This window comes from Leifsonia sp. P73 (assembly GCF_051059105.1).
Taxonomy (GTDB): domain Bacteria; phylum Actinomycetota; class Actinomycetes; order Actinomycetales; family Microbacteriaceae; genus Leifsonia.
The window spans coordinates 146,332-158,244 of record NZ_CP194931.1; the positions used below are offsets into that span (position 1 = coordinate 146,332).

13 protein-coding genes and 1 pseudogene are annotated in these 11,913 nt (G+C 70.6%); 11 read left to right on the plus strand and 3 right to left on the minus strand.

Translation table 11 applies throughout. From position 1 onward, the window contains the following. The first annotated feature begins 148 nt into the window (after nucleotides 1–148). The 9 genes and pseudogenes from rpsB (at nucleotide 149) to ACQ86L_RS00810 (ending at nucleotide 5,749) form a co-directional block, all read left to right on the plus strand. Nucleotides 149–1,066: a 30S ribosomal protein S2 gene (gene rpsB, locus ACQ86L_RS00770; protein WP_434317280.1), complete on the plus strand. Its 918-nt coding sequence runs from the start codon at nucleotides 149–151 to the stop codon at nucleotides 1,064–1,066. 42 nt (nucleotides 1,067–1,108) lie between these two features. Next, the gene (gene tsf / locus ACQ86L_RS00775) at nucleotides 1,109–1,939 is read left to right on the plus strand and encodes a translation elongation factor Ts (RefSeq protein WP_345839311.1); all 831 of its coding nucleotides are present in this window, start codon (nucleotides 1,109–1,111) and stop codon (nucleotides 1,937–1,939) included. 125 nt (nucleotides 1,940–2,064) lie between these two features. Continuing rightward, entirely contained in the window at nucleotides 2,065–2,778 is a 714-nt protein-coding gene (gene pyrH / locus ACQ86L_RS00780; protein WP_434317281.1) for a UMP kinase, read from the plus strand. A 90-nt stretch (nucleotides 2,779–2,868) separates the two neighbouring features. Next, nucleotides 2,869–3,423: a ribosome recycling factor gene (frr, locus tag ACQ86L_RS00785; RefSeq protein ID WP_345839309.1), complete on the plus strand. Its 555-nt coding sequence runs from the start codon at nucleotides 2,869–2,871 to the stop codon at nucleotides 3,421–3,423. A gap of 88 nt (nucleotides 3,424–3,511) precedes the next feature. Beyond that, entirely contained in the window at nucleotides 3,512–3,976 is a 465-nt protein-coding gene (locus ACQ86L_RS00790) for a hypothetical protein (protein ID WP_434317282.1), read from the plus strand. Then, a complete protein-coding gene (locus tag ACQ86L_RS00795) occupies nucleotides 3,925–4,419 on the plus strand; it encodes a phosphatidate cytidylyltransferase (RefSeq protein ID WP_434317283.1) in 495 nt (164 codons plus the stop codon). Before ACQ86L_RS00790 ends, ACQ86L_RS00795 begins: the two co-directional genes overlap by 52 nt. A gap of 12 nt (nucleotides 4,420–4,431) precedes the next feature. After that, nucleotides 4,432–4,851: pseudogene (locus tag ACQ86L_RS00800) on the plus strand (DivIVA domain-containing protein); the annotation flags it as partial. A 77-nt stretch (nucleotides 4,852–4,928) separates the two neighbouring features. Next, on the plus strand, nucleotides 4,929–4,979 hold the full coding sequence (locus ACQ86L_RS00805; RefSeq protein ID WP_431346570.1) for a hypothetical protein: 51 nt from the start codon (nucleotides 4,929–4,931) through the stop codon (nucleotides 4,977–4,979). Nucleotides 4,980–5,152: 173 nt separating this feature from the next. Beyond that, entirely contained in the window at nucleotides 5,153–5,749 is a 597-nt protein-coding gene (locus tag ACQ86L_RS00810; RefSeq protein ID WP_434317284.1) for a lytic transglycosylase domain-containing protein, read from the plus strand. A 14-nt stretch (nucleotides 5,750–5,763) separates the two neighbouring features. On the opposite strand, the gene ACQ86L_RS00815 is transcribed toward ACQ86L_RS00810, so the two are convergent. Beyond that, entirely contained in the window at nucleotides 5,764–6,414 is a 651-nt protein-coding gene (locus ACQ86L_RS00815; RefSeq protein ID WP_434317285.1) for a hypothetical protein, read from the minus strand. 62 nt (nucleotides 6,415–6,476) lie between these two features. Between ACQ86L_RS00815 and ACQ86L_RS00820 the strand changes: the two genes are divergently transcribed. Next, complete coding sequence (locus ACQ86L_RS00820; protein WP_345839305.1) at nucleotides 6,477–6,776, plus strand: hypothetical protein; 300 nt, start codon at nucleotides 6,477–6,479, stop codon at nucleotides 6,774–6,776. A 29-nt stretch (nucleotides 6,777–6,805) separates the two neighbouring features. Further along, nucleotides 6,806–7,564, plus strand: coding sequence for an alpha/beta hydrolase (locus ACQ86L_RS00825; RefSeq protein ID WP_434317286.1), 759 nt, complete (start codon nucleotides 6,806–6,808; stop codon nucleotides 7,562–7,564). A gap of 13 nt (nucleotides 7,565–7,577) precedes the next feature. On the opposite strand, the gene ACQ86L_RS00830 is transcribed toward ACQ86L_RS00825, so the two are convergent. Then, complete coding sequence (locus ACQ86L_RS00830; RefSeq protein ID WP_434317287.1) at nucleotides 7,578–8,615, minus strand: AI-2E family transporter; 1,038 nt, start codon at nucleotides 8,613–8,615, stop codon at nucleotides 7,578–7,580. A 37-nt stretch (nucleotides 8,616–8,652) separates the two neighbouring features. Continuing rightward, complete coding sequence (locus tag ACQ86L_RS00835; RefSeq protein WP_434317288.1) at nucleotides 8,653–11,847, minus strand: DivIVA domain-containing protein; 3,195 nt, start codon at nucleotides 11,845–11,847, stop codon at nucleotides 8,653–8,655. Nucleotides 11,848–11,913: the final 66 nt, after the last annotated feature.

Genomic DNA, 11,913 nt, shown 5'->3' on the forward strand with positions numbered 1-11,913 from the left:
CCCGCTCATCCACCACGGTCCTCCGTGCGGAAGCGCGGGTGCGGGGAGGCGCGGGGCACCAGGAGCGGCGGCCGATCGGCTGCCGCTGGACAACCGAGAGTCGTGTCCCCGCCGTGAGGCCGGGCACGCAAGAACAGGAGAACGGCAAATGGCCGTCGTCACCATGCGCCAGCTGCTCGACAGCGGCGTCCACTTCGGACACCAGACCCGCCGCTGGAACCCGAAGATGAAGCGCTTCATCCTCACCGAGCGCTCGGGCAGCTACATCATCGACCTGCAGCAGTCGCTCGCCTACATCGACAAGACCTACGAGTTCGTGCGCGAGACCGTCGCCCACGGCGGCACCATCCTCTTCGTCGGCACCAAGAAGCAGGCGCAGCAGGCCATCGCCGAGCAGGCCACCCGCGTGGGCCAGCCCTACGTGAACCAGCGCTGGCTGGGCGGTCTGCTGACCAACTTCCAGACCGTGTCCAAGCGCCTCGCCCGCATGAAGGAGCTCGAGGAGCTCGACTTCGAGGGCACCACCAGCGGCTTCACCAAGAAGGAGCTGCTGATCAAGAAGCGCGAGCTGGACAAGCTCCACAAGTCGCTCGGCGGCATCCGCAACCTCTCCAAGACCCCGAGCGCCATCTGGGTCGTGGACACCAAGAAGGAGCACCTCGCGATCGACGAGGCGAAGAAGCTGGGCATCCCGGTCATCGCCATCCTCGACACGAACTGCGACCCGGACGAGGTCCAGTACCCGATCCCGGGCAACGACGACGCCATCCGCTCCGTCACGCTCCTCACCCGCATCGTCGCCGACGCCGCGGCCGAAGGCCTCATCCAGCGTCACCAGAAGCCCGAGGAGGGCGCCGAGCCCGCCGAGCCGCTCGCCGAGTGGGAGCAGGAGCTCCTGGCTCAGCCGAACGACGAGGTCCAGGCCTCCGCCGAGAACGAGAAGGCCGCTGACGCCGACCTCGCCGAGGCCAAGGCGGACTCCGCCGAGGTCGTCGCCGAGGGCGAAGCCGACGCCGAGGCCACGGCGGACTCCGCCGAGGGCGAAGCCGACGCCGAGGCCAAGTAAGCACACTCACCAAACTTCGAGTCAGAAGGTTCCAGTCAGAACATGGCAAACATCAGCATCGCTGACATCAAGGCCCTGCGCGAGCAGCTCGGCACCGGAATGGTCGACACCAAGAAGGCCCTCGAGGAGGCCGGTGGCGACATCGAGAAGGCGACCGAGATCCTCCGTCTCAAGGGCGCCAAGGGCAACGCGAAGCGCGCCGACCGCTCCACCTCCGAGGGCCTCGTGGCCGCGAAGGAGAACGGCAACGGCTCCGCGACGATGATCGAGCTCGCCTGCGAGACCGACTTCGTCGCGAAGGGCGAGAAGTTCATCGCCCTCGCGGACAAGGTGCTCGACGCGGCAGCCGCCGCGGGCGCCACCACCGTCGAGGAGGCGCTGGCCGCCCCCGCCGGGTCGCAGACCGTCGCCGAGCTCATCGGTGACGAGGCCGCGATCCTCGGCGAGAAGGTGGAGCTCCGCCGCATCGCCGTCGTCTCGGGCGAGAACTTCGCGATCTACCTGCACAAGACCTCCAAGGACCTGCCCCCGCAGGTCGGCGTGGTCGTCGGCTACGCCGGCGCCGACGCGGAGACCGCCCGCAGCATCGCGCAGCACATCTCCTTCGCGAACCCGACCTACCTCACCCGTGAGGACGTCCCGGCCGAGGAGGTCGAGAACGAGCGTCGCATCGTCGAGGAGATCTCGCGCAACGAGGGCAAGCCGGAGGCCGCCCTGCCGAAGATCATCGAGGGTCGCCTCGGCGCCTACTTCAAGCAGGTCGCCCTGCTGGAGCAGGAGTACGCCCGCGACAACAAGCAGAACATCGCCCAGGTCCTCAAGGACTCGGGTCTGACCGTCTCGGGCTTCGCCCGCTTCAAGGTCGGCGCCTGACCCAGGCATGAAGGAGTCCGGATCGTGAACACGATCCGGACTCCTTTCTGTGCCCGGCTCTCCCTGTTCAGGCACAGCGGGCACGCACTAGCGTTAACGAAACACACGGAAGGACTCCCACACACATGACGGCAGCCACTCACAGACGCAGGGTCCTTCTGAAACTCTCCGGCGAGGCCTTCGGCGGCGGCCAGCTCGGGGTGAACCCCGACATCGTCGGCAGCATCGCCCGCGAGATCGCCCAGGCGGCGGAGGACGTGGAGATCGCGATCGTCGTGGGCGGAGGCAACTTCTTCCGCGGCGCCGAGCTGTCGCAGCGCGGCATGGACCGCGGACGCGCCGACTACATGGGCATGCTCGGCACCGTGATGAACTCGCTGGCCCTGCAGGACTTCCTGGAGCAGGCCGGCGCGGAGACGCGCGTGCAGTCCGCGATCGCCATGACCCAGGTCGCCGAGCCGTACATCCCGCGCCGCGCCGAGCGCCACCTGGAGAAGGGCCGCGTCGTCATCTTCGGCGCCGGCGCCGGCCTGCCGTACTTCTCGACCGACACCGTGGCCGCTCAGCGCGCCCTGGAGATCAGCGCCGACGTCGTGCTGGTCGCCAAGAACGGCGTGGACGGCATGTACGACTCCGACCCGCGCACCAACCCGGACGCGCGCAAGATCGACCAGATCAGCCACCAGGACGCGCTGACCCAGGGCCTCAAGGCCGTGGACTCCACCGCGCTCAGCCTCTGCATGGACAACGGGATGCCGATGCGCATCTTCGGCATCGAGCCGGCCGGCAACGTCACCGCCGCGCTGCTCGGCGCCGAGATCGGCACCCTGCTCGGCTGACCCGGCCCGGCGGGGCGCCCTGCCGTGCACGGGGCGCTCCGCGGCCTGGCCCTAGACTAGACAACGACTCATCGATCTGAAGGAGAAACCGTGATCGCGGATGTGATTTCCGACGCCCGCCAGCGCATGGCCAAGACCGTGGACGCGGCGAGGGACGACTTCGGCACGGTGAGCGCGGGCCGCGCGAACCCCGCCCTCTTCCAGAAGGTGCTCGTCGACTACTACGGCTCGCCGACGCCGCTGGCCCAGCTCGCCGGCCTCCAGAACCCGGAGGCGCGCGTGCTGCTGGTGACGCCGTACGACAAGTCCGCCCTCAAGGAGATCGAGAAGGCGATCGTCAACATGCCGAACCTGTCGGCGAACGTCGGCAACGACGGCGAGATCGTGCGCGTGTCGCTCCCCGAGCTGACCGAGGACCGCCGCAAGGAGTTCGTCAAGCTCGTCCGCAGCAAGGGCGAGGACGCCAAGGTCGCCATCCGCAACATCCGCCGCAAGGCGAAGGACGACCTGGACGCGCTCAAGGGCGAGGTCGGCGACGACGAAGTGGCTCGCGGCGAGAAGGAGCTCGAGGCGATCACCCGCACGAACGTCGAGGCCGTGGACGACGCCCTCAAGCGCAAGGAAGCCGAGCTCCTCGAGGTCTAGATGAGCGAGGGAGCAGCCCCGGCGAGCCTCGCACGCCGGCGCCGGGCAGACGGGGAAGTCCGCGGCGCGCGCCGAGCTGCGCGCGCAGGTGCAGGCGACCCGGGCCGACTTCGAGCGTCAGGTGCTCGCGCGCAAGGCGCAGCTCGACGCCACGAACGAGCGGATCGCCGCCCGGACCGGGCGCAACCTGATCCTGGCCATCCTGATCGGGCTGGTCGCCGGCGCGTTGCTGGTGGTGAGCCTGATCTTCATCAAGGAGCTGTTCCTGGTCTTCGGGGCCGCGATGATCGGATTCGCCGCCTTCGAGCTCACCCAGGCTTTCCGCGGGGCAGGCAGGCGCGTGCCTCGCACCCCGTCGCTGATCGCGTCGCTCGCCGTCGTCCCGGCCACGTTCTGGTTCCACGCCGGCGGCCAGCTCGTCGCGCTCGCGTCGGGGATCGTCCTGGTCGTCGTCTGGCGGCTGGTCGAGGAGGCCGTGCTGCCGGCCAAGCGCGCCGGGGAGTGGCGCTCTCGCGCGACCTCGCCTGGAGCGTGCTCGTCCAGATGTACGTGACCCTGCTCGGCTCCTTCGCCATCCTGCTGCTGGCCGAGAACGGCGGCGAGTGGTGGGTGCTGGGCTTCCTGATCGTGGTCGTCGCCGTCGACACGGGCGCGTACGCGAGCGGGCTGTCCTTCGGCCGGCACCCGATGGCGCCGACCATCAGCCCCAAGAAGACCTGGGAGGGCTTCGCCGGGGCCGCCGTCGCGGCGATCGTCGCCGGCGTCCTGATCTCGGTGTTCATGATCCATCAGCCCTGGTGGTTCGGGGTGATCTTCGGCGTGGTGGCGCTGCTCACGGCGACCGTGGGCGACCTCGCCGAGTCGCTGATCAAGCGCGATCTGGGCATCAAGGACATGAGCTCCTGGCTGCCGGGGCACGGCGGCTTCCTCGACCGGCTGGACTCCATCCTGCCGTCCGCGGCGGCCACCTACGTGCTGTTCCTCATCTTCTCCTGACAGAATGGGCTGGTGAGCACCTTCCCCCGGAGCCCCAAGTCGAAGCCAGGGTACGACGTCGCGCAGGTCGACGAGTTCCTCGTCAGCGCCCGTCGCGCCTACGACTCCGACCCGTCGATCCCCGGCACGCTGTCGGCCTCCGACATCCGTCACACGGCGTTCTCGATGGCCAAAGGCGGCTACTCGACCTCGCACGTGGATGCGGCCCTCGAACGGCTGGAGGACGCGTTCGCGGCCCGCGAGCGCGAGGTCGCACGGGGAGGCGGCCGCGACTCCGCGTGGTTCGAGGAGGCCCGCACGTCGGCTCAGGCCATCCTCGACCGGCTGGAGCGACCGCTCGGCCACCGCTTCCAGCGGGTGAGCTTCCTGACCCTCGGCTACAACCGCCAGGACGTCGACCGGTTCGCCGGACGGCTGGTGAAGTACTTCCAGGACGGGCGCCCGATGAGTGTGGACGAAGTTCGCACGGTCACTTTCCGTGAGCAGCGAGGGGGTACCGTGAGGCCCAAGTGGACCTCCTCCTGGACAGCGTCACGGACGTGATGCTCGCGGTCCGCTGATCCTGGCCGTTACCTGAGTAGGAGAGCGCCGTGTTGGAAACGTGTGAAATGTCCGTTATGGTTCTGTGATCGTGGGTAGACAAGAAGCAGCAGAGCTCGTTCCGCTGACCCCTGCCAACCCGGTCGGAGTCGCATTCCGCCGTTCGCGACGGCCTCATGTCCGTTCGCGCGCCGTGATCTGGGGGTTCGCCTTCACGGCGGCCGTCGGCTTCGCGCTGGTCAACGTGGTGGACCCGTACTCGGGCTCCGCGGCCACTCCGGCCTACGCGGACACCCTCCAGAACATCCAGCAGTCCTCGCGCTTCGGCGCTGTCCCCGTTCAGAGCCTGACGGCCCCGGACGCCTCGGAGACGGCCGTCACGCGCGACACGCTGGGCGTCAAGCTCAAGCCGACGCCCACGCCGACCCCGACGCCCACGCCGACGAAGTCGTCGTCCTCGTCGGGCGGATCGGGCGCGCCGTCCGCTCCCGTCCCGGACCCGGGCACCGCGAAGGCGATCGCCTACCAGATGGTGCACGACCGCGGCTGGGGCGACGACCAGTACAGCTGCCTGGTCTCGCTGTGGAACCGGGAGTCCGGCTGGCGAGTGAACGCGTCCAACCCGAGCGGCGCCTACGGCATCCCGCAGGCCCTCCCCGGCAGCAAGATGGGCCCGGGGTGGCAGACGGACGCCTCCGTGCAGATCTCGTGGGGCCTCGGCTACATCGCCGGCCGCTACACGAACCCGTGCGGCGCGTGGGCGCACTCGCAGTCGTCCGGCTGGTACTGAGCGGAGCCGGCCCCTCACTCGGTGGGTGAGGCCGGCGCGTAGTCGCGCCAGAAGCGGAAATAGATCCGCGCGCCGAGCCACAGCGACACCACGGCGTAGCCGACGGCGCAGACGATGCCCACGGTCCACGCCACGGCGACGTCGACCCCGCTCGTGGCGAGCAGGACGCCGACGAACAGGCCGACGAGCGCGCCGTTCACGACGAACGTGAACATCATGCTGCTGCCGATCACCTGGCTCCGATCGCGCCGGCCCAGGAAGTAGTAGGTGTGGCTCACGCCCTCCCGGTCGTCGTGCCACGACGTCGAGAGCGCCCGCGCGACCTCCGGGGCCAGCCTGACGTACTCCGCGCGCAACCGGTTCATCGCGAGCACGTACATGAGGTCCTCCATCGACACGTTCGTGACGCGGACCTGGGTGAGGACCCCGACCACCACGACGAGCCCGAGCAGCGCGTCGGCGAACGCCGGGAAGATGCCCGCGAAGGCCGTGGCCTGGCCCACGAGCGCGATGCTGACCAGCGCGGCCGACATGAGCGTCAGGAGGATGCTGATCCGCGTCAGGACCTCGTTCTGGGTGGTGCTGCGCGACGCGAGGAGGCTCCAGTGCTCGGTGGCGAGGAACTGGGCGGTCAGGGCGTCGGTGTTTCGAGCGTCGTCGCTCATGCCGCCGATGGTACTGCGCGTGGGTCGGCGGGCGACAGCCGCGTCCTGCATAGACTGGAGCGGTGCCACGCAGCAATCGTCCCCGCCGCCGTCACGGTGAGCAGCCCGAGGAGGAGCAGGACGGCTTCGACCGCCTGCTCGCGGGCTGGCGGCGCACGGAGGTGCGGCGCGGCGTCGAATGGAACGTGCAGCCCGTGTCGGCCGTGCAGGCGCAGAAGAGCTACGTGTGCCCCGGCTGCGGCCGTGAGATCGGCCCGGGCGTCGCGCACCTGGTCGCCTGGCGTGCGGACGGCGTGATGGGCGACGCGGCCGACCTGGCCGCCCGCCGGCACTGGCACACGACGTGCTGGCGGGTCGCGTGAGTGAGGGAGACAGCGATGGAGACAGTGCGATGACCGACAGTGCGTCGACCGGCAGTGCGGCGACCCAGGGGCCGATCGAGGTCCGCGGCGGCGTCGAGCTGCCCGCCCGGCGCGAGGACATCGAGCTGCGCACGCGCGACGGGCTGACCCTCGTCGGCGAGCTGGCCTCGCCGCTCCACCGCGAGCCGGTCGCGACGCTCGTCACACTGCACCCGCTGCCCACCGGCGGCGGCTTCATGGACTCCCACATCCTCCGCAAGGCCGCGGGGCGCCTGCCCGCGCTGGCCGACATCGCGGTGCTGCGCTTCAACACCCGCGGCACGGCGTCGCCGCGCGGCCGCAGCCAGGGGGAGTTCGGCCACGGTGTGGACGAGCGCTACGACGTCGAGGCGGCGATGGCGTTCGTCGCCGAGCGCGGCCTCCCGCACCCGTGGCTGCTGGGCTGGTCGTTCGGCACGGAGCTCGCGCTGATGTACGGACGGAAGTGCCCGGTGGACGGCATCATCCTGCTGTCGCCGCCGCTGCACAGGGCGAAGCCCGAGCACCTGGCGGCCTGGGCGGGCGACGAGCGGCCGATCGTGGCGCTGATCCCCGAGCACGACGACTACCTCCAGCCCGCGGAGGCGGCGGAGCGGTTCCGCCCGCTGCCGCAGATCGAGCTGGTCGACGTGGCGGGCGGCAAGCACCTCTGGGTGGGGGAGAACCAGACCCGCCGCGTGCTCGACGAGATCGTGGAGCGGCTGAACCCGTCCGCTGCGCCGCTGCCGACCCAGTGGCCGCCGGCCTGACGCGGCCCGGCGGCTAGAGCTCGTTCTGCCGCGGGATGACGACCTGCTTGATGATGAGGAGGATCGCCGCGGCGAACGGGATGGCGACCAGCGCGCCGAGGATGCCGAGCAGGGTGCCTCCCGCCAGGGCGGCGACCACCACGAGCGCGCCGGGCACCGAGACCGCGCGGTTCATGATGCGCGGGCTCAGCACGTATGCCTCCACCTGCATGTACACGATGTAGTAGATCGCGGCGGCGATGGCGGTGGGCGGGCCGGAGAAGAAGCAGACCGCCACGATGATGACCGAGCCGGTGATGGTGCCCACGAGCGGGATCAGCGAGAAGAAGAACGCGATCGACGCGAGCAGGATCGGGAACTTCGCGCCGATGATCGTGAGGAAGATCGCGCTCAGCACGCCGTTGACGAGTGCGAGCGAGACCTGGCCGCCGACGTACTTGCCGACCGAGTCGGTGATCTGGTCGCCCAGGTCGGCGAACCGGGAGCGGCGGGAGGCCGGCACGAGCTGGTAGGCCGCGCGCTTGATGCTCGGCAGCGAGGCGGTGAAGTAGATGGTCAGGATCACGACGATGACCACGCCGAACGCGCCCTGCACGATCCCGATGCCGGTCTGCAGCACCTTGGACGTGATGTCCGGAAGGTTCTTCTGCAGCCACTGGGTGACCGCATCGATGTTCTGCTGGTTGACGATGGTCGGGAACTGGTGCTGGAGGCTGAGGAACCACTTCTCCGCGCCGCCGTTGTTGACCCAGTTGATCGCGTTCTGGACGAGCTGCGTGGCCTGGCCCACCGCGATGGGGACGATCGCCCAGATGAGGCCCACGAACGCGCCGACGATGACCACGAGCGTGACCACCAGCGCCGCCCAGCGCGGGAACTTCCGCCGCTCCAGGAAGGAGATGAGCGGCTCGATGCCGAGCGCCAGGAACAGCGCGGCGCCGATGTAGGTGATGATCGTGGCCAGGCTCACGATCGACGTCAGGATCAGGAAGCCGAGCCCGACGCCGAGCGTGCCGATCAGCCCGAGCCGGAACGCGTTCTGGATCTTCACTCAGTCCCCCTCCGGGCCGTCCACCCGGGAGGCGGACTCAGTCGTCTGCGGAAACCTTGTCCGCCTGCTGGAGCATACCCCGCAGGTTCTCGAAGTAACCGGCGACGGCTTCGCGCTCAATCCTAATCTGGGAGAGTCGCTCCTCCGCGTCGGCGACCAGGCGTTGCGTGCGCTCCTCGGCCTCCTCCACCAGCGCGTCGGCGCGCTCCTGCGCCTGGCGGACGATGTCGGCGGCGACCTTCTCGGCGTCCTTGCGGGCCTTCTTGACCGTCTCCCGGGCCTCGGTGCCGAAGGTCTCGGCCTCCGTGCGCGCCTGGGAGGTGCGCTTGACGGCCTCCGCGAGCTGGACGTTGGCCTCGTCCAGGTACTTCTGCGTCTGGGCGACGGCCTCCTGGTGCCGGCTCAGGTACTCCTTCTCGGCCTCGTCGCGGCGGGCGCGGAGCTCGACGTCGAGGTCGATGCGCGCCTGCTCGATCTCGCGGGTGCGCTTGTCGAGCTCGGCGAGAGTGGAGGTGCGGAGAGCGGTGAGCTCGGCGTCGAGGTCGGCGCGGGCGGTCGCGGCCTCCTGGTCGTAGGCCGCCTGGCGCTCGGCGAGCTCGGCGTCGAGCGCGGTGCTCGCCTCCGCGGCCTCGCGCGCGACCTCGGCGCGGGCCCTCGCCGTCTCGGCGTCGAGCGTGACGCGGGCGCGCTCGGTCTCCTCGGCGAGGGTCACGCGGGTCTGGTCGGCCTCGCGCTCCAGCTCGACGCGCTGCTGCTCGCGGTCGTTCTTCAGCTCCTGGGCCGTGCGGGCGCGCTGGTCGGCGAGGTCGGCTGTCGTGCGCTTCACGTCGGCGGCGAGCGTGCTGCGGGTCTGCTCGGTCTCGTCGGCGAGCCGGGAGCGGGTCTCCTCGACCTCGGCGGCCAGGGCCGACTTCGTCTGCTCGACCTCCGCGGCCAGGGCGGACTTCGTGGTGGTCACCTCGGTCTCCAGGGCGGACTTGGTCTGCTCGACCTCCGCGGCCAGGTTGGAGGTCGTGGTCGTGACCTCGGTCTCCAGGGCCGACTTCGTCTGCTCGACTTCGGCGGCGAGGGCGGACTTGGTCTGCTCGACCTCGGCGGCCAGCGCGGCCTTGGTGGTGACGACCTGGGTCTCCAGCCGGGAGAGGGTCTGCTCCTTCTCCGCGGCGAGCCGGGCGGCGGTCTGGTCGACGTCGGCGGCGAGCTGGGCGCGCGTGGAGGTCACCTCGGCGGTGAGGGCGCTGCGCTCGGTGGCGAGCTCCTCGGCCAGGGCGGTGCGGGCCTCGCCGACCTCGGCGGCCAGCTCGGCGCGCTGGTCGGCGGCCTCCGCCGCGACTTCGCGGCGCTGGCGCTCGGCGTCGGCGGCCAGCTCGGCGCGGGTGGTCTCGACCTCGTCGGCCAGGGCGGCCTTGGTGGTCTCGACCTCCTCCGCGAGGGCGGCCTTGGTGGTCTCGACCTCCTCCGCAAGGGCGGACTTCGTGGTCTCGACCTCGTCGGCCAGGTCGGCGCGCGTGGTCGCCACCTCGGCTGCGAGCGCGGCCTGTGTGGTCTCGACCTCCTTGGCGAGGGAGGCCTTGGTGGCCTCGACCTCCTTCTTGAGCGCGGAGCGCGTGCTCGTGACCTCCTTGGCGAGGGAGGCCTTGGTGGTCTCGACCTCCTTCGCGAGAGCCGAGCGCGCCGCGTCGAGCTCCTTGGCGACGTCGGCCCGCGTGGTCTCGACCTCGGCAGCGAGGTCGGCGCGGGTGTCCGCGACCTCCGTGGCCAGCTCGGCGGCGGTGCGCTCGCGCAGGGCCGTGACGCGGGCGCGGGTGGTCTCCTCCTCGGCCGCGAGCTCGTTCGCGACGCGCTCCCGGTCGGCGGTGAGCTGCGCGGCCGTCGCGGTGCGGTCGGCTTCGAGGCCGCTGCGGGTCTCCGTGGTCTCGCGCTCCAGGGTCGAGCGGGTCTGGGTGACCTCGTCGGCGAGCTCCTTCCGGGTGCGCTCGACCTCCTCTGCGAGTGCGGAGCGCGTGGTGGTCACGTCGGTCTCCAGCGCCGAGCGCGTGGTGGTGACCTCCGTCTCCAGCGCGGCCTTCGTGCTGGTGACCTCGTCGGCGAGGGCGGCCTTCGTGCGCGCCACCTCGTCGGCGAGCTCTGTCTTGGTGCGCGCGACCTCGTCCGCGAGGGCGGAGGTGGTCGTCGTGACCTCGTCGGCCAGGCGCGCCTTGGTCTGCTCGACCTCGGCGGCGAGGGCGGATTTGGTCTGCTCGACCTCCGCGGCCAGGGCGGTCGTGGTCTGCTCGACGTCGGCGGCGAGCGCCTGACGCTTCGTGGTGTCCTCGTGGTCGAGGTCGGCGCGGGTCTGCGCGGCCAGCGCGGCGAGGGTCGCGCGCTGCTGCTCGACCTCGTCCGCGAGCTCGGCGCGGGCCTGGGCGACCTCGGCGGCGACGGCGCCGCGGGCCTCGGCCTGCTCGGCGGCGAGGCGGTCGGCGGTCTCGGCGACGCGCTTGTCGAGCTCGAGGCGGGTCTGCGCCGCCTCCCGCTCGAACGCCGCGCGGTCGGCCGCGAGCGCGTTCTCCAGCTCGCTGCGGCGGGCGGCGATCGTGCGGTCGAGCTCGGCGGCCTCCGTGCGTGCGGCCTCCGCCTCGCGGAGGGCGACGGCCTTCAGTTCAGCGGCCTCGCGGTCGGCCTCCGCGCGGAGGGCTGCCGCCTCGCGCTTGCTCGTCGCGCGCACTTCGGCCGCCTCGGTGGCGACGGCGCCGCGGATGGCGGCGGCCTCTCTGATCGCGTCGTTGAGCAGGGTCTCCTTGTCGGCGCGGGTGCGCGCGAGCAGCTCGGACGACTCGATCTGGGCGTCCTCGATGGCGGTCGTGGCGCGGGCCTGCGCGTCGGCCAGGATGCGCTCGGCCTGCTGGGCGGCCGTCTTCTTGATCTTGTCGATCTCGGCGGTGACGCCGGCGCGCAGCTTCTCGGCGTCGATGTCGGCCTGCGCGATGAGCCGGGTGGACTGCTCCTCGGCGACCCGGAGGGTGTTCTCCAGCTTGGTGCCGAGACCGGAGTAGGTGGGGCTTCCGACCTCCTCGATCTCCGCGTTCAGTTCGTCGATGCGCAGCTGGAGGCGCTTGAGCTCCTTGGACTGGTCGGCCGACTGGGTGTTGGATTTGATCAGCTCGCGGCGGAGGTCCTGGATGGCCTGGTCGACTTCGTCCTTGTCGTATCCGCGAAAGACCTGGGTGAAGTTGGATTCGTCGGTGGCCACCGTGTTACTCCTGTGGGATCGAGAGAGCGAGCCGCGCGCGCCGCATCGATCTTACATTTCGAGGGC